Origin of the sequence: Pseudoalteromonas sp. MM17-2 (assembly GCF_022347945.1) — a bacterium.
In the GTDB taxonomy this organism is placed as follows: Bacteria; Pseudomonadota; Gammaproteobacteria; order Enterobacterales; family Alteromonadaceae; genus Pseudoalteromonas; species Pseudoalteromonas ruthenica.
The window spans coordinates 23994-47392 of record NZ_JAKRFV010000015.1; the positions used below are offsets into that span (position 1 = coordinate 23994).

Below are 23399 nucleotides of genomic sequence, written 5' to 3' on the forward strand. Positions count from 1 at the left end.
AATTGTCGATTTGAAAGGTGTTATTGTACGCGCAAACCGCGCATTTGCCTATCAAGGATGTGTGAGCTTATTTAAACAAGGATTGAATTTTTTTCACAGCCCTAAAAGAATGATATTTTTAAATCCAAAACATAATAAAAACAAATAAAAAATAACTGTTTTATTTTTATTGCTAATGAAAAAATCGGCTTTTCAGTATCAATGCCGGTAACTTGTCACTATGATCAATAAGCCGCCCAGCAATCACATGGATCACCCCTTGGTGGTTTTCTATTACCCCTTTCACTTCCAATAAACGTGCGGTTAGAAAGGCTTGTTGCTGGGCCTTCGCCGTTGCCTGCCACACCACGACATTGGTGTTGCCGGTTTCATCTTCCAAGGTTAGAAATGTCACCCCGGCGGCACTGCCTGGTGATTGCCGTCCAGTGACCAAGCCAGCAATAGTGACACTGGCGCCACTGCGACAAAGACGCAATTGCTGGGCGGTTTTTGCGTGCTGTAATCCCCCTTCGGCGCGTAAATAACACAGTGGATGCGCGCCCATATTGACCCCCATACTGGCATAATCTTCTAGGGTATCCTGTAACTTACTTGGCGGTGCTAATGGCAATGCATCGCTCTGTTCACCAAAGAGCGGTAACCGCTGTTGTTTGTCGATAATCTGCCAGCGGCTATTAAAGCGATCTTGCGCTATGCTCGCGAGTGCATTGCTGCTCGCTAACGCTTCTAATTCCACCTCGCGTAAGCCGCTTTGATACAGCTCACTGACGCTGCTGTATCCGGCTATTGGCCGTTGTTTAACGAGCTGTTGCGCACTTTGCTGACGAAACCCTTTAACGCAACGCAGCCCTAAGCGTATCGCGAAACTTTGCCCTTGGCGTACCAGCTGGTGCTCCCACACTGAGGTGTTGATATCAACGGGCAACACCGTAACCTGGTGACGTCGAGCGTCCTGCATGAGCTGGTCTAATGAATAAAAGCCCATGGGTAAGCTGTTTGCTAAGGCACAGAAAAACGCACTCGGGTAATAATATTTTAAGTAAGCAGAGACATAGGCCAGCACCGCAAAGCTCGCCGAATGCGACTCGGGAAAGCCATATTCGCCAAAACCACAAATTTGTTGATAGATACGCTCAGCAAATTGCTGCTCGTACCCGCGCGCTAACATGCCAGTGATGAGTTTACGTTTAAACTGAGTCAGCTCGCCATCACGTTTCCATTTAGCCATGGCCCGACGTAGCTGGTCGGCTTCACCACCACTGAAGCCCGCAGCGACCATGGCAATTTTTATCACTTGCTCTTGAAATATCGGCACCCCTAAAGTGCGCTTAAGGACTTGCTCAACTTCTTTAGAGGGGTAAGCAATGGTCTCTGTACCATCACGGCGTTTTAGAAATGGGTGTACCATATCCCCCTGAATGGGCCCAGGGCGTACAATGGCAATTTGAATCACTAAGTCGTAGTAACACCGTGGTTTAAGCCTTGGCAACATGCTCATTTGTGCGCGCGATTCAATTTGGAATACCCCGACGGTATCGGCGCGTTGTAACATCGCAAACACCTGAGGATCATCGCCAAGGCGGGTAATATCGGCAATGCTGATACAGTGTTGGTAATGTTGCGCCAGTAACTTGAAGCAGCGGTGTATAGCACTGAGCATACCCAAGGCAAGTACATCGACTTTTAATAAGGCGAGGCTTTCAAGGTCATCTTTATCCCACTGAATCACGGTGCGCTCGGCCATTGCCGCATTTTCCACTGGCACTAGCTCATGCAGCGGACCTTGCGAGATCACAAAGCCACCCACATGCTGGGATAAATGCCGAGGAAAGCCGCGAATTTCATCCACTAAGCGGAAAAAATGTTGGTTAATGGCCACATCCGGGTCAAGGCCAAGCTTGATCAGTTGCGCCTGCCATTGCTCGCTGCCATGGCGATGATTTAGCTGCTTAATATAGTAATCCAGTTGTGTTTCACTAAACCCTAACGCCTTGCCAACATCACGAATGGCACTTTTCAAACGATAGGTGATCACCGTTGCAGCTAAAGCAGCTCGCTGCCGCCCATATTTGCGGTAAATATATTGAAACACTTCTTCTCGGCGCTGATGTTCGAAGTCGACGTCAATATCCGGGGGCTCATTGCGCTCCTTGGAAATAAAGCGTTCAAACAATACATCAATTTGTCGAGGGTCTACCGCCGTGATCTCCAAGCAATAGCACACCACGGAGTTGGCCGCTGAGCCTCGCCCTTGATAAAGAATATCGCGACTTTTGGCAAAGCACACAATATCGTAGATAGTTAAAAAAAAGGGCTCATATTGCTGCTCGCTAATCAATTTGAGCTCTTTATCTATTTGCGCTTGCAGGTGTGCCGGTGGGGGCCCGCCAAAACGTTTGTTCGCGCCTTCGGATACCAAGGCACGCAAGTGCTCACTAGCACTTAATCCCTTAGGTACTAGCTCATGTGGGTATTGATAGCTGAGCTCATCGAGATTGAAAGTACAGGCTTGGCTAATATGCACTGTTGCTGCGAGTTGCGCTGGCGAAAACAGCTTGGCTAACTTAGCTTTTGGTCGCAGTGCGCGCTCCGCGTTGGTGAGTAAGGCTGCGCCTAGCTCGGGGACCGATTTACCGGCGGCAATGGCGCTGAGCACATGCTGCAACGGCAAACGTTCGGGGCTATGCATTAATGCCCCACCAACGGCTACAGTCGTTAACTGATGGTGTTGCGCTAAGGCCTCGGTATAAGTCAAATACTCGGGGTCAAAACTGCTTAGATGTCGCTGTACACCAATGTAAAGGTGGTTGTTATAGTGGCGCTTAAGCCACTTTCCCCAGTGCAGGTCATGCTCACTTAACACCTGCCCTTGACCTTGGGGCAGCCAAATGAGTATACATCCTTGCAGAGTTTTCAAATCCCATTCACTAAGCTGATAATGACCTTTGGCTGTGCGCCGGCGGGCATTAGTGATCACGCGACATAGTTGGCTGTAGGCTTTTTTGGTTGGGCACAGGGCAATAAAATGTAAGTGTTGATAATGAAAAGAGCTGCCCACGATTAAACGCAGCGGCAGTTGCTGCTCTTTAATATGACTATGCGCCCGCACCACTGCGGCAACCGAGCACTCATCACACAAAGCCAAAGCCTGGTACCCCAGCTCACATGCTTGCGCCACCAGCTCCTCGGGGTGCGAAGCACCACTGAGAAAGCTAAAGTTACTTTGACAAAAGAGTTCACTGTATTGCACGGCACTCATTAGGCGAAGTACCCCTGTACAAACCAACCCTGATGCTTGTCTTTGAACAACCAACATAATTGCCCTTGGGCATTTTCACCAATGTAATAGTCACGTTCAATTAATTGCTGTTGCCACCAATGGCTTTGTATCCGCTCTGGGCCGCGTAATAAACAAACCTGCTCGCTAAGTACTTGTGGTTCCAGTAAAAAATTAGGCCGCAGAGGGGCTGTTTTTTTACTGGAGCTAGAGGTGCTATAGCTGTGTAAAGGGCTTTCCTTCACTTGCGTATACTCAGGGATATGCGCATTGGTGCAATGCAAGTGATAACAATGTTGCGCCCCTAAGCGCGCGTGTAATACCCCTAGCAACTGCTGTTTTGCCAGCCCTTGCTGGCGCTTATCAAATAAATTTTGGCTTTCACCTAAGGCATCACTGAATTGCTCACAGGTTAATTGCACGGCAATAACGGGGGCATCCAAGCTGAGGGTCTCAAGCTTAACTTGAACTAAAGTTAACCAAGGCACTAACTGCCCTTGTGGTGCCACACTATGAACCGTAAACAGCTGTGTGGGTAATTCGCGAAAATAAAAGCTAAACTGCAGCTTCTGGGTGTGTAATTGCATTTGCCGTAAATAAGCACATAAATGCTCACATAGGGTGGTCATCACCGGGAGTAAACGCACGCTCTCGTCTATTTCAAAATTCAGCTCTTGCAAGCGCTGAAAGTACTGACTAGGTTGGTAAAAGCGATAGCAGCGCCCTTTTTTTGGTAAACGCACATGCCCTAGCTGGCCCTGCAAACGAGTTATGTAGTCCAATAATTCATAGGGAAAGCGTTGGCGTAGCTCGGCCTTAGGCAGCGCTAATAGCTGCCCAATCGTATTCAAGCCTAAGCGCGCCAATTGATGGTGGTATTGGCTACTTATACGCAACGCACTCACTGGCAACTGTTCCAAGCGGTGCTGTGCCGTAGCGGGGCTGTCAGTGATCATCTCAGTACCCGCTCGCGCTAACACTTCCGCCGCTTCAATACTCGGTGCACAACCATAGCGATAGAGCTGCAACCACTGCCTAAATACCCCTTGCAGCGCCTCAAATAGCTGCTCAATGTCAGGATAGAGCACCCGCATACTGTGGGTCGCAAAAATTAAGCAGTCACTCCCACATAGAATAATATCGCCAGTACGCTGGTAACAATGCTGCGCTATTTGTTGTAATAGCTGGCGCTCAAGCTGTTCATCATAGGCAAACACAGCCAATGTATTGCACAGGGCCGCCGCACTAGCGAGCCCCATCCCCGGCTTAATACCGGCCTGTTGCGCTGGCGGGTTACTTTGCACCACCTTATCTTTGCACGCGAGAATAGCCGGCTCAGTCAGTGCCCGACATTGCAATTGCAAATCACAAAAGTGCACAGCCAAGAACATCAGCCTACCTCAACATGCTGTAACGGCTCATTATCGCCTCCCTTGAAAGCCTGATGAAGGTCACTGTAATGTAAAAAAGGCCATAGCTGAGCGCGCCTTAGGTGTACTTCGCCACTGGCAAAACGCCCTTGTTGGCGCAATAAGCGCACGGTTAAACCGATGTCAGAGGGCAAGATATGCACACTCAGCTGTACCGGCAGTGAGCAAGGCTGGGTACTATAACTGAGCAAGACCAGCACCGCTTGCGATTGCTGACAGGCTAAGTTAAAACGCCGAACTTGGGTAAAGGATAGGCCTTCCTGCCATAACCATATTAAGGCACAACTGCTGCTACGAGCACATTGCTCTGCCGCCCACAGCGCCTCACTGTCACTTTTTGGTCGTAAAATAACGACGCGCTCGCTGGCTATCTGCAACTGGGCAAGCCAGTGGGCACAAGGTTCTGCCGGGGGGTTAATAAGGATAATTAAACCCGATTGCTGCGCGCTTAGTAGCGCTTGCAGTAACCTAAATTCACCGATTGCCGGCTGGCTAAAAACACTGATCACCCCAGCATCAGGCCAACCGCCTTGCAATAAAGCATCAAGCTCAGAAAACCCTGTTGGTGTGTATGTTAACGGGCACGACTCTGTCTGTTCGCTCTGTGCTTTTGCATTGAAAATTAACCCTTGATGCTGCATTGAGGCTAATGTTGAATTCATAACCACCACCCAAAATACTGTTTATTTATACAGTATATACGATTTAAAAACAGCTCCCCAAGTTGTTTTCAATAAGTATTTATAACGGCTTGTAATAACGGAGTTTTTAGTTCAGTTTCTAAGCGGGAAATGGCATAGTAGCTATTTACACGAAGGGCCATGCTCTCCATGATTGACAACAGCTCGACAGCAATAGCAGTGAGTTCTGCTATCACCCTAGACTTACTGCGTGGCAGTGATGCAGCAGCGCTCTACCATGCGGTAGAGCAGAGCCGCGAACATCTATCGCGCTCAATGCCGTGGGAGCGCAATATCGTTGATAATGCCAGTGCCAAACACTACATTACGCAGCGCCTTAACAGCCCGTTGCCAGGCGCCAAATGGTTCGCTATTTACTTTCATAGTGAATTTGCTGGGGTATTCGCTATCAAGCATATAGACCCTCATACCCAAGTCTGTGAATTAGGTTACTGGTTAGCGAATATAGCGCGCGGACACAGAGTCATAGACAGTATCTTGGCTTACATCATTCCCTACTTGAGGGCGCGAGAAGATGTACACTTCGTACACTTTCACTGCTTGGAAGACAACCTCGCCAGCATCAACATTGCGCAGCGCGCAGGGGCGGTGTTAAAGACGAAAATAGCCAATCAACTGGGTGTCGCTAAGGACACCCAGTATATGTGCATTTATCAGCTCGCGATAAAGGTTCACACCTAATGTACTGCGTCACCTTGGCGGCTATGTGCTTGCTGTTCACTGTTATTCACCACAGTACAGAGCTGCTCGATGCCATCGAGCAGGCGCAAGCTATAACGGTGCAGTAAATCAGCATTAATGCTATTGATATGATTATGTTTCACGGCGGGGATCGTGGTCCATTGCTGCCAATTAATGGCGCTGTTATCAGCCCCTTTTTCATCGGCCATAACAATGACATCCGGTGCACTTAATAATACATTTTCAACACTGATTTGCGGATAATCAGCGCGGCTATCGGCAAATACATTGTCACCACCACACAGCTCGATTGCTTTACCGATCAGCGTATTATTATTCACCGTCATCATGGGTTTTGGCCACAACTGATAAAACACCTTTTTACGCTGTTGTGAAGCACTTTGGTATTGCTCTTTTAGGCGTTGATAACGCTGCTCAAATTGAGCAGCAACTTGCTCTGCTTCTATTGCGTGGCCGGTAAGTTCGCCAATCGCACGGATCTCTTTGGCGATATCTAATGGCCCTTCCACTTGACTGACTAGCAGCGGCACACCTAGGCGCTTCAATGCTTCGATGTCTTTGGCTTTGTTACCACTTTGCCACACCACCACTAAGGTTGGTTGTAGTGCCAATACCTTTTCAATTTGAATGCCATAATAACCACCAATACGGGGGATATCCTGAGCCGCCTGCGGGTAGTCTGCGTGCTCAACGGTCGCGACGATGTGTTCGCCGGCGCCAATAGCATAAAGGTTTTCCACAATATGAGGAGCAAGAGCAATAATGCGCTGTTCACTGTGGCCATAGCTATTAAGGCTGGTACACAGCATCAATAGCAACATCAAGATACGCATTAGTAATCAAACCCCGCACGCGCTTTAATGCCGGCCTCAAACGCATGTTTTACATTACGAACCTCACTGACGGTATCAGCCAGTTCAGTTAAACGTCGATGAGCACCTCGCCCAGTAATAATCACTGATTGCATGGGTGGGCGGTTTTGTAGTGCAACGAGCACCTCATCAAGATCTAAATAATCATAGGTGATCATATAGGTAAGCTCGTCGAGCAACACCAAGTCAATGCTGCTATCTTGTAAATAAATCTTAGCTTGCTGCCAAGTTTGCTGTGCTGCCTGGGTATCCGCTTCACGGTTTTGCGTCTCCCACGTAAAGCCTGTTTCCATCACCGCAAAAGGCACGCCTACCTGAGCTAATAAGTTGCGCTCACCGCACTCCCATAAGCCTTTAATAAATTGTACCACCGCCGCTTTTTGGCCATGACCAACACAGCGGGCAACGGTACCAAAGCCAGATGTTGACTTCCCCTTCCCGTTGCCAGTGATCACTTGTAACACTCCCTGTTCGGTTTGCGCTTCGGCAATACGTGCATCCACTTCACTTTTCACTTTTTGCTGACGTTTTTTATGTTGTTCGTTTTTATCCGCCATTTACAACTCCATGATTGTATTAACCTTTATGGTCAAATACGCGTTACTGAACACAGCCTCTAAGAGAGCGATATACTCAGTCTGTTACACTATTCGTCGGCGCTTATGACCTATAACACAGCTTCTTGTTTACACCCTTTTGAGCCAAAAGCAGGTGAAATATATCACTGTATTACAAAAACGAGTAATCACTCATGCTCAGTATACGCTAGTGGTAGGGTAATAAAACAGGGACTTCGGTCATGCACGCTTTTGCACATCAACCACATACACCTAGCTGTAGCGATGACTCCGCTATGGATGGCAGTGTAGCTGGGCTATTTGCACACCAACAACAAAAAAGTTTACTCAAACAACAACTTATAACGTCACCCATCCACCTAGAGCGTGATGCACTTTACGCCTTAGTCGTCGATACAGCACGCCAAATTATCACTCCACATAGTTTTGACCGAGATGCTGTTAGTAAGCAGTTAAACTCGTTATTTACACACTTTGGCGCTTTATACGAGCAAGCGGAACTTACCGCCAATGAACGCCGGCAGCAGTTTATCCATCAGCATGGACTGGTAATGGCACCTAACTATTGTATTCATACTATCAAAGATACGTTGCGTGTTAGTCGCTATTTGCGTGCCATAGATAAAGCGGTAACCGCGCTTTTAGATGACGAGCAAGGACAACTGCATATCGCTTACCCTGCTTGCGGTCCTTTTGCTCCTTTATTAGTGCCCTTATTGAGTTATTACCAAAGCCAGGGTATTGATGGTCGTCGATTGCGCGTTACTTTTATCGATATACAACCAGGCGCGATCAAAGCTCTGCATCACCTACTTGCCCAGTTAGGGCTACAAGAATACGTGCACCAGCTATATTGCGGCGATGCCTGTCAATACAACGCGCCTATGTTATTTGATCTTGTGGTGGTTGAGGCGATGCAGCATGGCTTTAGCCGCGAGGGTCATCTAGCGATTGCTCGCCATTTTGCCAAGCAGCTGAGCCACACTGGCTACCTTATCCCCGAACGAATAGATATTCATGCCATGCTCAATGTGGCTCAACGGGAATATGTAGAGCAGTGGCAGCAGCACGGTTTAACGCCACAGGAACAGCATCAATTGCAAGCCGAGGTTGCCAGTGAGCGCACCGAGCTGGGAAAAATCATGAGCCTAACCGCTGACAGTTTAAAAGCGATGGCCCCCCAACATATTAATGAGCAGCAACAACTCATTGAAGGAGCAACGCTGCGCATCCCTCATCTGCCTGATAAGGCCGATAAGCAAACCCTTAGTTTATACACCGATATCTCCCTATTCGCTGGAGAAACACTGAATTTGTATGAGTCTGGGATCACTCACCCACTGCCTGACTTATCTGTTTGTATTAACTTTGAACCTCAAGACCGTCATCCCGATGATACCGTGGCGCAATCAGGCGATGAGCTCAAATTTTATTATTGCCTCAATGGCTTACCTGGATTCCTGGTGACTAAGGTACATCACCATGACTAAGCCACGCATTGTCATCTACGCCAGCTCCTTGTTCGCTTGGCCTTGTATTGAGAAACTACAGCAAACGGGGCAACTGATGGGTGTGATAACCCCAGATCCGAGTCAATATCAGCAAGGCAAAGAAGCGCTTTTGTTATTGTTAAATACCCTAGCAACTAACAACATTGCGTTTGAAGCGGTTTGTAAAGAAAAGCTCCACCTGATCCCCAGCCATCTCACGCATTTTACGGCAGACTTAGCGCTGGTGATGGGTTTTCGCTATCGCTTACCTTCTTCCGTGTTGGGCCATTATCCCCGTGGCATCATCAACTGCCACGCCTCCAAACTTCCAGAGTACGCTGGACGCGACCCTATCTATTGGCAAATACGTAATCAAGAAACACACAGCGCACTGACTTGGCACCACATGAGTGAACAGCTTGATAGTGGTCAAGTAGTACTGCAAGAGCCCGTGATGATTTCTGCTGAAGACACCTATGCCAGCCTAACCCAACGATTCGCATATTTAGCGTTACATTCATTAGACGCTCTTCTCAATGAGCTCGGAAATAGCCAGCAGCAGCATGTCACCTCAGTGTCGGCATTAGCGCTCCCCCCGCCTCATATTGACCTTGATTTTAGCCAGTTTGGTGCGGGTCAAATTGATGCGCTTACGCGAGCAAGCAATGGTCATTTTGGTCGTGTGCTATGCAAAGCTAAAGGAATGCATATTGAAGTTATTCAAGCCACGGCTGTCGATTACCCAGATTACGGTGTAGCTCCTAGCACTGTGGTGATGATATCTCAAGAACATGGACTCGTAGTAAGCAGTCAAAGTGGCTGTGTACGTTTGGATATTCTCGCCTGCGAGCTTGGCGTCCTCAGCGGCGAACGTCTCGCGCACCTTATTCATTTAGATGCTGGTGAGCGCCTAAACAACTCAGAATTCTTACAACAGCAAGCATAAGGAATACCACAATGGAAGCATTTTTAGGACAAATTCAACCTTTTGGCTTTAATTTTGCCCCTCGCGGCTGGGCACTGTGTGCTGGGCAGCTCCTCGCTATCAGTTCAAACACCGCGTTATTTTCGTTACTCGGCACTAACTACGGTGGTGACGGCCGTACCACCTATGGTTTGCCTGATTTACGTGGGCGCACGGCAGTGGGCGAAGGCAATCACCCTGGAAGCCAGTTTAACTGGAGAATGGGCGAAACTCATGGAGCCGAACGTCATACACTGAATGTCACTGAACTTCCTCAACACAGCTTCACTGCAGCGCTTACCAATGTAACCGGAACGCTGATGGCTACCACAGCTGACGGTACAACTGAAACACCACAAGATGGGTATATCCTCGCGAAAACAATTCCCGGTGAATCTCGTGGCGATGACCCTGAAAAGATCTACGCTCCGGCTAACAGCGGCAGTAATGTTAACTTAGCAGGTGTATCTGTTAGCGGAACAGCCAGTATAACAAGTCCAGGCGGCAATCAGAGCTTTAGTATTCTGCAACCTACTTTAGGGGTGAATTACTCTATCGCTGAAGTAGGTATTTTCCCATCTAGGAACTAAGCTAACTCTATATTAGGAACAAACTCGGTGGTGCTTCAGCACCACACTGCAAATTAAGGAAGGTCATGCAGCAGTATCACTTTATCTCAGGGCTGCCCCGCTCAGGTTCTACTTTATTAGCTGGTTTACTCAGGCAAAACCCGCGATTCCATGCCGCCATGAGTAGCCCTATTGCTCCTCTGATGGGCAGTTGCTTAGAGCAAATAGGCGCTGGGAGTGAATTTTCCCCGTTTTTCAATGAATCTAAACGCCGTGACCTTTGCCTAAGCCTAGCCAACAGTTATTACAGTGAGCACAGAGATAAAGACGTTGTCTTTGATACTAACCGTATCTGGACTGCGCGTATGCACCAACTGATAGAACTATTTGGTGATTTCAAGGTTATTTGTTGTGTACGCAACCCGGCTTGGGTGATGGATAGTTTCGAGTGTATTTACCGTAAAAACCCCTTCGACTATAGCCGTATGTATTCACCTCAGAGTCGGCAAACGGTTTATACCCGCTGCGAATCTTTAGCCCACCATCAGGGTGCATTAGGCAGCGCGTGGACGGCTCTTAAAGAAGCTTACTACGGCGAGTTTTCAGAGCGTTTATTACTGCTGGATTACGATTTACTCACTCAGCATCCAGCTCGCTCTATGGAACTTGTTTATCAATTTCTTGCTCTGCCCACATTCGACCATGACTTTAATCAGGTGGAATATGACGAGGGAGAGTTCGATGCCAACATCGGCGTGAAAGGCCTCCATACCGTGAAAAAGCAAGTGCAGTTCACCCCAAGACGCAGCATTTTACCACCAGAATTATTTAAGAAGTACAGCGAGATGGCCTTTTGGCAAGACACAACTGGCACACAAGCCAGCTTGATCTGCGCCACACCGAGCCAAGGAGACAACCATGATTCAATTTAAAGCCAACAAACTAGCTGGAATGCTTGTACCACTGGGTTTAAGTGCTCTTCCTACTTTGGCGGGCGCCTATAGCGGTTATATACGCAATGAGACGACGCGCAGCACATCACAGACAGTTACTTTGCAGACAAGTAGCGCAACAGCAGCCCATTTGCCACTAAAAGCAAAGCAATTTAAAAGCTCAGAGTTAGCGATTACCCAGGGCGCCCCCTCTGCACAGGCTAACAATTTCACCTTGGCAGAGCCTAATCTTGTAAGCGGACAGAACATCCATGAAATCATGGTCATTGACGCAACGCTGAAAGATAAATCTACCTTTTATAAGGCACTAAAACCAGGTGTCGATATCATTGAAGTTGATGATAACAGCCCGATAATGACGCAACTGAATAAAAAACTACAAAGCTACCGCGATATCTCTGCGATTCATTGGGTAAGCCACGGCTCCAGTGGCCAAATACATATTGGTCAACAGCGAATAGATTCTCAACAGTTGCAACAGTCCCTTGTAGAGCTTAAAAGCCTGGGCAACAAACTACACGCCGATGCAGATATTCACTTTTACAACTGTAATTTAGCTAAGGGCAAGAAAGGTGAAGAGTTTATTAAGCTATTTTCCGCTTATACTGGAGCGGATGTTGCCGCCTCAGATGATTTAACAGGTGCAGCTAGCAAGCAAGGTGATTGGCAGCTAGAGATAGTCCAAGGCTCTGTTGAAAGCGCATCGCCTTTTTCGGCAGCCGCCCTTCAGGACTTCTCTGGTGTTTTAGCAAGTTATAATGCAGGGTCATTTTGCCCTCTTAGCGCTCCAGATAATGGCGAATGTGCGAATTCGGTCATCTCTAGCAATGGCAACCTGAGTGCGACTGCGCCACCTAGCTCCTACGTACAGCATTATAGTACAACCAATGCGCTCTATGCGTTTAATAACTCCTTCCCCGACAACGCATATTTAAACTTTGCAAAAAATGGTGCATACGGAAACTTCGACTTAGATAGCCTAGTCATTGACGTTGACGGCACCTGCGATATTACTGTCACAAATAACTCAGGAGCCACAATTTACTCTCAATCTGACATGAGCGGTGGTACCCAGACCCTTTCACTGTCAGGCAATAATACCAATATCTCCTCTTTCAAAGTAACGGGTACTAATTGTTCTCCAAACGCCACCTACTTTGGCGTAGTCAGTTTTGACACTTCTGTTGCTGTCACCAACACGCCCCCGTCAATTGGCAACCTCAATGGCGATATTGTCAGCCTGTTCCCTGGTGCGCAAACAATGCTTGACCAAGGCACAGCAGCGACCATAACCGATGGCGATAGCGCTGACTTTAATGGCGGTGCACTAACAGTAACAGTTACCTCAGGAGAAGATGTCGCTGAAGATTTACTTTCTGTGAATACTTCTGGAGCCGTATCCTTGGCTGGTATTACAGCGGGGAGTAATATCTCGGTATCCGGCACAGCAATTGGCACCTTAGTGAATAATATTGCCACGGGGAATGACTTTGTCGTCAACCTCAACGCCAACGCCACTGTGGCGCGTGTGCAAACCCTGTTACAACAGCTCAGCTTTGAAAATACCGATACCGCCAACCCAACCACTGGCACACGCAACGTGCGTGTCACTGTCAATGACGGCGATGGTGGCACCTCAACGAATCAAGATATCAGCGTTACTGTGCAAGCGCCGCTGAATAACGGCGATCTCATTCCTGCTGCGGGTGTCAGTGAGCCGGTGTTGAGGCCAACAACCTCGAATAGCCCGGCAACAGCCGTGGATGTGCTGGATTTTACGCTTGTTGATGGCGGTGGCGATGGTCTGCCGATGAATATCTCAAGCATTCAAGTGCAGGTAAATGGCACGGCCACCGAGTATGAGCGTGATAGTACCACTTGGCGTCTCAATGGCCCTGATGCCAATAATATAGTCGGTAATTACCTTGCAGGTACGTTGACCTTTTCTGGATTAAACATCAGTATTGCCGATGGCACCCAAGAGGACTATATAATCAATGCCTACTACCATGTAAATACTTTTATGGTAGATAACCGTACCTTTAGATTAAGCGTTAACGGTGAAACCCAGGTTACAGAGTCTTCAGGAACAACCATGGGCACTACTACTCAGGTAAATAATGGCACTGGCTCAGTGCTAGACATTACCGCTACAGGGCTAAGCTTTACGACTCAGCCTGCAGGCAGTATCTCTGGCAATGTACTCACCACTCCCCCAGAAGTAAGAGCCGTAGATGACTTCGGTAACACCGATAAAGATTTTACTGAAGTAGTGACCTTAACTGAGGCATCAGCAGGCTCACTCAGTAATGCCAGTGTGAGCGCAACCCAAGGTGTTGCAAGCTTTAGCAGCCTGATTTACACCGCCACTGCCGACCAACAAAGCTTCACGTTAACCGCTGATGACGAGGCGACAGGTGCTGACTTTGCTAGTGTCGATGCTAATAGCATTACTTCTGATGTGGTTGCCACACGTTTGCGCTTTGATACAGAACCAGCGCCAACAGCCATTCCAGCAGGACAAAACACTAGCTTCACGACCGTGCCACAAGTATCAGCAGTGGATGCTGCAGGCGTTGTCGATACTGGCTACAGCACAGATATACTATTAGCTGAGGTTAATGGCGCTGGTAGCGTCACCATGACGGCCACAGGTGACAACGATGGCAATGGCGCAACCGTGACAGTTACCCCCTCTTCAGGCATGGCAACCTTTACCAATTTAGCCCTAAATTACACCCTTTCCGGTGCCTCTGCTGAATCGTTCAACTTGCGAGCGTCATCTGGCGCATTGACCGCAGCCGACAGTGCTCAGTTGACTGCTGCAGATAATGTTCCTCCAAGTGTGACGAGTATTGCCCTTGCGGGAACCCCCGCAGCAAATGATAGCAGTATCACCTATACCATCACTTTCAGTAAAAATGCCAATAATATCAGCACCGATGATTTCACACTCACTACGGTGTCTGGGACCGCAAGTGGTGACATAGCTTCAGCGTCTGCATCCAGTGGCTCAAGCGTCAATATCACCGTCAACAACATCGCTGGTACCGGCAGCATCCGCCTAGATTTAAATGCTAATACCGACATCGTTGATGACTCTGGCAACGGCAATAATAACAATGGCTATGTGCCTGCGTTTAACTCCGGCGAAACACATAATGTAGATGTAGTTGCACCACAAATCTCCAGCATATCTGTTCCTGCTGATGGCACATATAAAACAGGTGATACTTTAGACTTCACTCTAAATAGTAATGAAAACTTAACCGTCAATACAGCTGGCGGAACGCCAGGTTTAACTATCGATATTGGTGGTTCTGCTGTCACTGCAAATTACCTGTCCGGCTCAGGAACAGCTGCGTTGAGCTTTAGAACTGGCGCACTAGCAGCCGGCCTTGAAGATACTAATGGTATTGGTTTAAGTGCACTTACCCTCGCAGGGGGAACCATCAATGATAATGCAGGTAATGCCTTAGATGTGACCTTGAATAACGTTGGCGCTTTATCTGGAGTATTGGTAGATAGCATAGCCCCGAGCGTTACCTCAGTCAGTGCAACAACAAGTGATGGCGCTTACGGTGCTGGCGAAGTAATTAATGTCGGAGTCACCTTTAGCGAAGCCATTGATGTCACTGGCGGAGTACCTAGCCTAACATTGGAAACCGGTGCCACGGATAGAACAGTTGCTTATAGTTCTGGCTCTGGCACAACTACCTTAATGTTCACCTATACAGTGCAAGCTGGCGATACCAGTGCCGACCTTGATTACACAACGACTTCAGCGTTGGCACTTAACGGGGCTCAGGTGAGTGATAGCGCTGGAAATAATGCTAACTTAACCTTAGCAACTCCAGGCGCAGCGGGCAGCTTAGGCGCTAATAAAGCGTTGGTGATAGATACCACAGCTCCAGCAAGCCCAACTGTAACCACCCCAAGCGCACCTGAGAGCACCACCAGCACTCAATTAGCAGTAGCTGGTACGCATAGCGAGAACGGTGTCAATATCGCGCTTTACGCTGATGCTAATGATGATGGTACTGCTGATTCAACCAGTGTACTGGCTTCATCTGCAGTATCTGGGAATGCCTGGTCGCTGTCGGCACCGCTGTCACTGGGCGATAATAACTTTGTGGTCGCTGCACTTGATGCTGCGGGCAATATCTCCACATACGTTGATGTAGCTACTATTACAAGAAACAGCCCACCCAATGGCTCTCCTGTTATTTCTGGCACACCTGCTGCTAATGCAAACGTAGGTAGTAATTATTCATTTACGCCGAGTGCAACTGATGCAGACAACGATCCACTAACATTTAGCATCTCTAATTTACCAGCCTGGGCCAGCTTTAACTCCAATAATGGTCAGCTACAGGGGACGCCAACCGATGCTGATATTGGTGATTACTCAAATATCATTATTTCTGTCTCGGATGGCTCAGCCACAGATTCTTTGCCCGCATTTTCTATTTCGGTAACGGCAGCAAATCAAGCACCAACTATTAGCGGCACTCCTGATGCAAAGGTTGCGATTGAGCAGAACTATAGTTTCACCCCAACTGCATCAGATCCCGATGAGGATGCCCTCACCTTTTCGATCGTCAACCAGCCTAGCTGGGCAACCTTCGATACCGCAACTGGGCAACTGCAAGGTACACCCAGTGAGAGCGATATTGGCACCGTTAGCAATATCCAAATTACCGTCAGTGACGGTGACTTGAGTGCGCAACTCCCGGCGTTTGCTATCGAAGTCACTGCGGCTAATCAGGCTCCTCGTATTATCACTCGCACGTTCAGTGTTGAAGAAGATACGTCAAAAACGGTGACCCTAGAAGTAGACGATGAACAGGCAGAACAAGTCACTATTACAGTCGTTTCTGCGCCTGTGCAGGGTGAGCTACTCGTCAATGGCTTAAGCCTCACTTACACACCGAATACTGACTTTCAAGGCACTGATAGTGCAACTTTGATAGCAAGTGACGGTGACTTACAAAGTGAACCTGTCGCTATTGAAATTACTGTCACCGGAGTCAATGACCAACCAATAGCCAATGATGATACTTTGAGCCTTACGCGCAATGACAGCGGCACATACATTCTTGAGGTACTTAGCAATGACAGCGATCCAGATCAAGGTGATACCTTACGCATAACAACAGCTAGCGCAGAGTTAGGTGATGTCACTATCGACAATGGCGCGCTGCTATATACGCCTCCGGGTGGTCTTAATGAAACCACGACACTGCGCTATCGCATCGCCGACGAGCAAGATTTAGCAGATACAGCAACGGTCAGATTCTCCCTTGATGGCCCTATGGCCGACGATATCCCGGTACTCTCACTGCCTGCGGATGTCAGTGTTGATGCCACAGGCTTGTACACTAAAGTAAATCTTGGTGTTGCCACTGCTGTCGATGCAACGGGTAAAGCCATTGCGGTTAGAATCCTAGACAATCCGGTGTATTTCAAACCAGGCGTGCATAAAATTTACTGGCAAGCTACAGATGATCAAGGTCGCAGTGCCTTGCAATCACAGCGTGTGGAGGTCAACCCACAGGTAAGCTTGAGTGCACAAAGTATTATCACTGAGGGGCGTAGTCATAGCATTACCGCTTACTTAAACGGCCCTGCGCCAAGCTACCCACTTATTGTGCCTTTTACCGTCAGTGGCAGTAGCAGCAGTGATGACCATTCACTTACCAATGCAGAACTACGCTTCACCTCTGAGCAAGCAACCATCGACTTTGATGTGTTCGCTGATGCCCTTGATGAAGAGGATGAAACCATCACCATAACACTGGCCGAAAGTATCAATAGAGGCCCAACGTGGCAGCACCAGGTAACGATTACACAGCGTAACCTTGCCCCACAAGTGAAGGTAACAGCACAGCAAAACGCGCAAGCGATGACGTTATTTGTTGCCGACCAGGATATTGAACTTGTTGCCCAAGTAACCGATGCGAATATCAATGACTCTCATACTTATCAGTGGCAAATAAACCCGACACTACCTTTGAACCAATCGAGTAGTGAACGCGCTATTATTGAGGCCAATGATCTAACTCCGGGTATCTATAATGTCAGTCTCGAAGTCACTGATAGCGGCACTCCAGCGGCCAGTCAAAGTGTCAAACTACAGTTAGATGTGCGCAGTACGCTACCGCCTTTGAGCGATAATGATAGTGACGGCGATCTGATCCCTGATGATAGTGAAGGTTACCGTGATAGTGACGGTGACGGCGTTGCTGATTATTTGGACGCCATCGGCGTATGTCACTTACTTGCAGCGACACCAGCGCAAGAAGACAACTTTATCGTCGAGACTGAATATGGCAACTGTCTGCAAACCAGCATATTTGCTGATGCTGCGAATGCAGGGGCTGAGCTGATGCCAGAGCAGGTCGCAAGTGATGAAGACACACGTCATGTTGGCACACTTTACGGTGTGGTAGTCAGTGCCCTACCGGTGCCTGGTGCTGCCGTTGATTTTGTACTTCCGCAGCGTCAGCCGTTGCCGCAAAATGCACTCTATCGCAAGTATATCAATGATCAATGGCAAGATTTGGATACCCAAGGCGATGACGCTGTTGCTTCAGCGTTAGGTAGTAAAGGTTACTGCCCAGCACCAGGCAGTGGGCTTTGGCAACCCGGGCTGACAGCCGGTCACTGGTGCGTACAATTAACTTTGACAGATGGCGGCGCCAACGATGCTGATGGCATCATCAATGGCAGCATTGTTGACCCTGGTGTGGTGGCTATAGCTCTTGATGCGAACCAGCCACCGGTTGCAAACGATGATGTGTATACGGTAGCAGAGAACGCCATGCCGATGCTCGATGTGCTAAGTAATGATACTGATGCCGAGAGTGATGAAATCATGCTTACTGGCGTCGAGGCGGAGCTGGGTGATGCCAGTATTATTGATGGCAAAATTCAATACCAAACACCTAGCCAGTTCATTGGTAACGACCGTTTGATCTACAGTATTCGCGACGCTGCTGGCAATAGCCACAGTGCCGAGGTAAGTATTAACATTGTCGCTAACCAAGCGCCGGTTGCAGTTGCAGATAGCGCATCAGTGGCCTACCAAGGTACGGTTACAGTGGATGTACTCGCCAATGATAGCGACCCAGAAGGACAAGCGTTAACAGTAACCCAAGTAAGCAGCGAACATGGGGAGGTAGTAATTAACAGTGACTTCTCATTACGCTTTAGCGCCGCTGATGGCTTTAGCGGTAATGCGTTAGTGCGCTACACCCTAAGCGATGAACTCGGAGCCACCGCACAAGGCGAGCTTAATATAGAGGTTGCTGCTGAGGTAGATAACTCACAGCCGCCAAAGCGTAAGCAAAGTAGCGGTACTCTAGCATGGCTAGTTATGTTACTTGCGTTAGTGGCTATTCGCCGACAAGCCAAGCAACTGAAATAACCGCAACGTCATTAAGTTAATGCATAAAAGCCTCGCAGAGCGGGGCTTTTTTATTGTGTGCGATAACGGGAAAATAATAACAGTAAAAAGAATATGCTTCCGATAGCTGAGGTGATCACCCCAACTGGCAGTTCTTGATTATCTAACACTGTGCGTGCGGCCAAATCTACCCACACCATAAATAGCCCGCCGCTAAAAAAGCTCGCGGGATATAAATAACTACCTGCACGAGGGGCTAATATTCGCACCAAATGGGGGAGCATCAGCCCGACAAAACCTATACCACCGCACACACTCACAAGCACTGCAGTGATCAGCGCACTTAATAGCAGCATAGCTAAACGTAGTCGCTGCACATGAATACCCAGAGTATGGGCACTCTCATCCCCAAGCAGCAGGGCATTTAATGGCGCCCGTAACAGCCATACAATTGCGAGGCTGACGCCCATAAGCACACTCACCGGTAGCAGCATAGCCATGGAAGCACCGGAAAAGCTGCCCAAAGTCCAAAATACCACCGCGCTTACAGCCTGGGGCTCGCCAAAATACAGCAACAAGCTAGTCAGCGCACTGAAACCAAAAGATAAGGCCACCCCTGCCAACACCAAAATGGAGTTTTGCATATAGCGAACACTGTAGGCCACAATCAGCAACAACACCACGGCCAGCATCGCACCTGCAAAGGCACTGATGCTCAGCAGCACAGGGGCGCTAACCCCAAAAAGCACCATGGTCACGACCACGCCCAGAGCTGCCCCCGAGGAAATACCAAACAAGTAAGGATCCGCTAACGGGTTGCGTGTGACCGTTTGTAAAATCCCCCCCGCTAAAGCCAATCCACCACCCGCCAAAAAAGCAATGCCTACACGAGGGCTGCGCAATTGCCAAATAATTTGCTGCCACAGCGAATCACTGTCCTCGCCACTGAGTACTGCCAACAGTTGCGGCCAACTTAAACTCACGGCGCCTTGCTTAAGTGCAAACAACCCACTAAGCACAAAAACCAAAAGTACTGCAATCAGAGATAAAACATATTTAACCGTCATGCTGATGCCTTTGATAGCCGTAAAAATATTGTACCAGCGGCCACTTATCGGGCTGCTGCGGATGACCACTGACTTTTGCGCAAACGCCAAAAACATCACTGAGCAGTTGCTCGGTCACCACCTTTTTTGGCGTACCATCCGCAACCAGTTGACCGTGCTTAAGAATCAACAATCGGTCACACAGCGCACAGGCTAAGTTAAGGTCATGAAATGACGCCAACACCGTTAGCTTTAACGAACGCACCAGCTCCATCAATTCTATTTGATATTTAATATCTAAATGGCTGGTGGGCTCATCCATGATCAGTAACTGCGGTTGTTGCACTAAGGCCCGAGCAATATGAGCGCGCTGCTGCTCTCCTCCCGATAACTGAGCTAAGGGTTTATGCTGCAAGTTACACAGCCCTACATCCACCAAAGCCTGATGGACTCGCTGCTTTTGCTCCTGCGTTAATGCACGCCACATGCCCCCTTGGGGCAATAAGCCAAGAGTCACCACCTCATAAACAGTGAGTGACATATCGCTTTCTGGCTGTTGCAGCACCACGGCTACGTTTTGTGCCAATGTGCGCTGTGGCAGAGCCTGTAAACACTGACCATTAAGGGCAATAGTCTCAGCCGAAGTGCGGTAATAACGATAAATGCAGCGCAGCAGTGAGGATTTCCCAGCCCCGTTAGGTCCCAACAGGCCCACAAACTCCCCTTGCTCAAGCGAGAAACTAAGGCGTTCAAGTACCCGATGTTCGCCAAGCTGGTGCGATAAATTTTGAACCTGTAATAACGGGCGTTGCAACACGGTACTCACTTAGCGAGGTCAGAAAAGAGCTATTATGAAAGCATTATCGCGCAAAGTAAATTTTGTCTATCCAGACGTCTGTGAAGCCATGGCAACATGGCGTGATAGTACGCATAACCTACTAGGGCAACTAAACGCACGTAGACAACAAACCGCGTCACATTCTACTTTTTACTTTATTGGTGGCCTGCGCGGTACTCGGATCATCGGGCCAAAAGTGCTTTGGATAGCGACCCTTCATCTCTTTTTGCACTTCGCGGTAACTACTTTGCCAGAAATGCGCAAGATCTTGGGTTATTTGCAACGGTCGCCGCGCCGGCGAGAGTAATTCGAGTTGCAGCGGCAGCTTGCCTTGCGCCAACTCCGGGCTCGACTGCCAACCATAAACCTCTTGCATACGGACGCTGAGTTTGGCCGGACCATCGAGTTGATAATGAATGCGATGACTGGCACCCGAAGGCAGAGTCATTGACTTTGGTAAGAGCTGCTCCAGGCGCTGTTGGCTCGCATAATCTAACAGGCTGAGCAAAGCAATCCGATAGTCAAACTGCTGTAATTGCGATAATGACCCCACATGCTCTAAAAACGGCGCGAGCCATTGCTCTGCTTGGCGCAATAGCTGCGCCTCATCGGCGAGAGTAAACTCGCCACCAAGCAATTGGCTAGCCAGTAACATACGCACTCGTAGTTGCTGCGACTGTGGATGCTGAAACAGCTCCCAGCCCCGCTGTTGTATTAACTCCAGCCATGCCTGTACTTTCATTTGGGCATCGATTTTTTTGCCACTGGGCTTAGTGGCAATAACGATTGCACCCAATTGCTGGCGCTGCTCATTAATGAAACGCCCTGCTTTGATATCAAATTCGCACACTTGACGCTCACTAAACAAATGTGGTAAATGGGTTTGCAGCATGGCCGGGGAAAAGGCGGTGGCGCTAAAAATATGCTGGCCATCTTTGCCACCAACATCGGCGATGGCCACATACTGCTCATCCAACCACAACTGCGGATGCGCACTCACCCCCGCACCATTACTGAGCAACATACCCGAGCCACGCCGTTTGGCTAGACGGTCAGGATAGGCCAACGCCACGACCACTGGCAGCAAGTGCATAGGTAAGTCTTTGTTCGCCGGCAAGGATAAACGCTGGCGCCAGTACTTCAGTTGTTGCGTAAATGCTGGGTGAGGACGATGCTGTTGCGCGCTGATAGCGGTAGCAAGCTCAGCATCAATGCGCACCCGTGCCTCCATCAAGGCGACAAAATGCACCGCCAGGTGCACAAAACCAGGATGCTGAGATTCACGTTGCTGAGCTTGGTACAGCAAATGGGCAAAACGTAAATCGCTGCCCATAGCATGTATTTCTCTTGCCTTTGCGGTGAGTTTGCCATCGGCAATCAGCTCTAACATCTGTAACAGTTCGCAGGCTTTGTGCTGCTGCGCCGCAGAAGGCGGGTCAAGCAGCTGTAATTGCTCGATATCGGCCCCCCACAGCTTCGCCTCTAGCATTAAAGGACTAATATCACTGGTTAATATTTCCGGTGCATCATGTTGCGCCCGTCGCTCTAATTGCTCTTTACTGCCTAAACGATAGACCACTCCAGGCTCTATACGCCCCGCTCGCCCAGCCCGTTGCAGCGCCGAGGAGCGTGAGATATTCACGGTTTTCAGCTCACTCACACCGGTTTTTAGATTGAACTGCGCGGCGCGGCGTTTACCGCTGTCGATAACAATGCGAATGCCCTCAATAGTCAGGCTGGTCTCGGCCACATTGGTGGTTAATACCACCTTGCGCTGACCTTGCGCTGCGGGTGCTATCGCTCGTTGCTGGGCGGCTTTGTCTTGCTCGCCATATAAGGTGTGGACTTCAATATCGCTGGGCAGCCCGCTGAGCTGCGCGGCGACATAGTTTATTTCTTTTTGTCCTGGCAAAAACACCAAGGCGCTACCGCTTTGCTCTTGCAGCGCTGTGATTACGGTGGGTGCAATAGCCTCAAGCCACTGCGTTGGCTGCGCTAAGGGGCGGTAGATTTCCTCTATTGGGTAGCTGCGACCTGCTGAACTAATGAGTGGGCAATCAAAAAAGCGTTGGTAGCGCTCGCCATCAAGGGTGGCGGACATCAATAAGATCTTTAAATCATCACGCAACATCTGGCTTTCTAACGCAAAAGCTAATGCCGTATCAGCAGCCATCGAGCGTTCATGAAATTCATCAAAAATAACTAAGTCGACACCACTGAGCTCGGGGTCTTGCTGCAACATGCGCGTTAATACCCCTTCAGTGACAATTTCTAGGCGCGTCTCAGCGCTTACCTTGGTCTCTTGGCGCAATCTCAAGCCCACGCTTTGTCCTACTGCTTCTTGTTGCTGAGCAGCCAAAAAGCGCGCTATGTTGCGCGCAGCTAAGCGCCGGGGCTCAAGCATGATAATGCGGCGAAAATGGCCTTCACGAAGCAACTGCAAGGGCAACCACGTTGACTTCCCTGCGCCAGGTGGGGCTTGCAGTAGGCACATAGGCACACGATGTAATTGCTCAACAAGTTGCGGGTAACTTTGCTCTATTGGTAAGGCCATAATCCCAAGGTATTCAT

Annotated in this window: 14 protein-coding genes; 6 read left to right on the forward strand and 8 right to left on the reverse strand. The window is 48.9% G+C overall.

The features are described from left to right. Positions 1-172: 172 nt before the first annotated feature. The 3 genes from MHM93_RS12720 to MHM93_RS12730 are packed head-to-tail and all read right to left on the reverse strand — an operon-like array spanning position 173 to position 5369. Positions 173-3259, reverse strand: a complete 3087-nt coding sequence (locus tag MHM93_RS12720) for an error-prone DNA polymerase (RefSeq protein WP_239449351.1) — start codon at positions 3257-3259, stop codon at positions 173-175. Continuing rightward, positions 3259-4668 carry a DNA polymerase Y family protein gene (locus MHM93_RS12725; RefSeq protein ID WP_239449352.1) on the reverse strand — a complete coding sequence of 470 codons (1410 nt, stop codon included), beginning with the start codon at positions 4666-4668 and terminating at the stop codon, positions 3259-3261. The genes MHM93_RS12720 and MHM93_RS12725 overlap by 1 nt, the downstream gene beginning before the upstream one ends. Further along, positions 4668-5369, reverse strand: a complete 702-nt coding sequence (locus MHM93_RS12730; protein WP_239449353.1) for a hypothetical protein — start codon at positions 5367-5369, stop codon at positions 4668-4670. The genes MHM93_RS12725 and MHM93_RS12730 overlap by 1 nt, the downstream gene beginning before the upstream one ends. A gap of 198 nt (positions 5370-5567) precedes the next feature. On the opposite strand from MHM93_RS12730, the gene MHM93_RS12735 reads away from it, so the two are divergent. After that, a complete protein-coding gene (locus tag MHM93_RS12735; RefSeq protein ID WP_202903920.1) occupies positions 5568-6089 on the forward strand; it encodes a GNAT family N-acetyltransferase in 522 nt (173 codons plus the stop codon). Here MHM93_RS12735 and MHM93_RS12740 read toward each other — a convergent pair. Next, the gene (locus MHM93_RS12740) at positions 6086-6943 is read right to left on the reverse strand and encodes a cobalamin-binding protein (RefSeq protein WP_239449354.1); all 858 of its coding nucleotides are present in this window, start codon (positions 6941-6943) and stop codon (positions 6086-6088) included. The two genes, MHM93_RS12735 and MHM93_RS12740, sit on opposite strands and share 4 nt — an antisense overlap. Then, positions 6943-7539 carry a cob(I)yrinic acid a,c-diamide adenosyltransferase gene (gene cobO, locus MHM93_RS12745; protein WP_239449355.1) on the reverse strand — a complete coding sequence of 199 codons (597 nt, stop codon included), beginning with the start codon at positions 7537-7539 and terminating at the stop codon, positions 6943-6945. Before cobO ends, MHM93_RS12740 begins: the two co-directional genes overlap by 1 nt. 242 nt (positions 7540-7781) lie before the next feature. Here cobO and MHM93_RS12750 point away from each other — a divergent pair, with 242 nt between their 5' ends. From MHM93_RS12750 to MHM93_RS12770, 5 genes are all read left to right on the forward strand, one after another. Beyond that, entirely contained in the window at positions 7782-9050 is a 1269-nt protein-coding gene (locus MHM93_RS12750; protein WP_239449356.1) for a hypothetical protein, read from the forward strand. Continuing rightward, the gene (locus MHM93_RS12755; RefSeq protein WP_239449357.1) at positions 9043-9996 is read left to right on the forward strand and encodes a formyltransferase family protein; all 954 of its coding nucleotides are present in this window, start codon (positions 9043-9045) and stop codon (positions 9994-9996) included. The genes MHM93_RS12750 and MHM93_RS12755 overlap by 8 nt, the downstream gene beginning before the upstream one ends. 11 nt (positions 9997-10007) lie before the next feature. Next, positions 10008-10604: a tail fiber protein gene (locus MHM93_RS12760; RefSeq protein WP_130144769.1), complete on the forward strand. Its 597-nt coding sequence runs from the start codon at positions 10008-10010 to the stop codon at positions 10602-10604. Positions 10605-10669: 65 nt separating this feature from the next. Then, the gene (locus MHM93_RS12765) at positions 10670-11515 is read left to right on the forward strand and encodes a sulfotransferase (protein WP_239449358.1); all 846 of its coding nucleotides are present in this window, start codon (positions 10670-10672) and stop codon (positions 11513-11515) included. Further along, positions 11502-18965: an Ig-like domain-containing protein gene (locus tag MHM93_RS12770; protein ID WP_239449359.1), complete on the forward strand. Its 7464-nt coding sequence runs from the start codon at positions 11502-11504 to the stop codon at positions 18963-18965. The genes MHM93_RS12765 and MHM93_RS12770 overlap by 14 nt, the downstream gene beginning before the upstream one ends. A 50-nt stretch (positions 18966-19015) precedes the next feature. Here the strand turns inward: MHM93_RS12770 and MHM93_RS12775 are convergent, their stop codons facing one another. The 3 genes from MHM93_RS12775 to hrpB form a co-directional block, all read right to left on the reverse strand. Then, the gene (locus tag MHM93_RS12775) at positions 19016-20011 is read right to left on the reverse strand and encodes an iron ABC transporter permease (RefSeq protein ID WP_239449360.1); all 996 of its coding nucleotides are present in this window, start codon (positions 20009-20011) and stop codon (positions 19016-19018) included. Next, positions 20001-20816, reverse strand: coding sequence for an ABC transporter ATP-binding protein (locus tag MHM93_RS12780; protein ID WP_239449361.1), 816 nt, complete (start codon positions 20814-20816; stop codon positions 20001-20003). Before MHM93_RS12780 ends, MHM93_RS12775 begins: the two co-directional genes overlap by 11 nt. A gap of 148 nt (positions 20817-20964) precedes the next feature. After that, the gene (gene hrpB, locus MHM93_RS12785; protein ID WP_138589217.1) at positions 20965-23382 is read right to left on the reverse strand and encodes an ATP-dependent helicase HrpB; all 2418 of its coding nucleotides are present in this window, start codon (positions 23380-23382) and stop codon (positions 20965-20967) included. Positions 23383-23399: the final 17 nt, after the last annotated feature.